This window comes from Pseudonocardia sp. TRM90224 (genome assembly GCF_021245725.1).
Classification (GTDB): domain Bacteria; phylum Actinomycetota; class Actinomycetes; order Mycobacteriales; family Pseudonocardiaceae; genus Pseudonocardia.
In genome coordinates this window covers 405,278-406,521 of record NZ_JAJGSX010000006.1, presented here as the reverse complement: position 1 = coordinate 406,521, position 1,244 = coordinate 405,278, and the positions used below count along the sequence as shown (strand labels likewise).

The window sequence follows — 1,244 nt, the reverse complement described above, 5'->3', positions numbered from 1 at the left end:
GGGAACAACGGCATCCGCACGCACGGCAAGGCCCAAGGCCTCACCGTCGTGATCGGGGTGCCGAAGCATGCGCGGGTTCTCCTGACGTGACCGTCGAATTGGTGCTGACCTGCGGGGAACAATGAGATATGGGCACGAGCGGACAGCACCCTGCAACCTGCGGGTCGCGGGGAACTCAGCGACTCGCGATCGGCCCCTGGACTCGATGCGCAACGTCAGCATCTTGCCGTTTCGGTGACCGGATCCTGACGGTAGCAGACGTCGGGGCAGAGATCGACCCCTGGCGCGCAGCTTTCGTCCGAGCGATCCACCCACCGCGAATTGGCACTGGCCGGAGCGGTCGAGAGGCCCGATCGTCAAGGCATGACAGCAGGCAACTCACCGGCAACTCGGCGCCGGTTCGCACAGGTCGACGTGTTCGTCTCAGGCCCGTATTCGGGCAACCCGCTCGCCGTTGTGCTCGACGGCGAGGGGCTTTCCACCGAGCAGATGCAGCGGTTCGCGAACTGGACGAACCTGTCGGAGACAACGTTCCTGCTCCCGCCTACGGCGCCGGAGGCCGACTACCGGGTCCGCATCTTCACGCCGGCCGAGGAGCTGCCCTTTGCCGGCCACCCGACATTGGGCAGCGCGCACACGTGGCTCACGAACGGTGGCAGGGCGAAGGGCGAGCATGTCGTGCAGGAATGCGGGGCCGGGCTCGTCCGGGTGCGCACCGACGGTGGCGCGCTCGCTTTTGCGGCGCCGCCGCTGATCCGCTCCGGCCCGGTCGACGCAGCCGAGCGCGCCCGCGTCGTCGAATACCTCCGCATTCCCGATTCCGACGTCGTGGACATCACGTGGGCCGACAACGGGCCCGGCTGGATCGCGGTGTTGATGAAGGACGCGCAGGCGGTGCTCGACGTCTCCCCCGGTTTCGTCGACGCATCCGTCGGGATCGTCGGGCCGCATCCGGCGGGCGCGCCGTTCGCTTTCGAGGTGCGGGGCTTCTTCCCGAATGCCGGCAGCACCGTCGAGGATCCGGTGACCGGCAGCCTGAACGCGGGCCTCGCCCAATGGCTGCTTTCCACCGGCAGGGCAATCGCTCCCTATACCGCGCGGCAGGGCACCGCCATCGGTCGCGACGGCCGCGTTTCGATCGATCAGGACGAGGACGGCACGATCTGGGTCGGCGGCGCATCCGTCACGTCCGTTACAGGGGATGTCCTCATCTAGGCCGGGCCGTACCGGTCGTACCGATATAG

The 1,244-nt window shown here is 67.9% G+C and carries 1 protein-coding gene; it reads left to right on the top strand.

Features of this window, described 5'->3' with window-relative positions; all coding sequences use genetic code 11:
- Window positions 1-321 precede the first annotated feature (321 nt).
- Window positions 322-1,215, top strand: a complete 894-nt coding sequence (locus LL648_RS12580; RefSeq protein WP_308190310.1) for a PhzF family phenazine biosynthesis protein — start codon at window positions 322-324, stop codon at window positions 1,213-1,215.
- Window positions 1,216-1,244 lie beyond the last annotated feature (29 nt).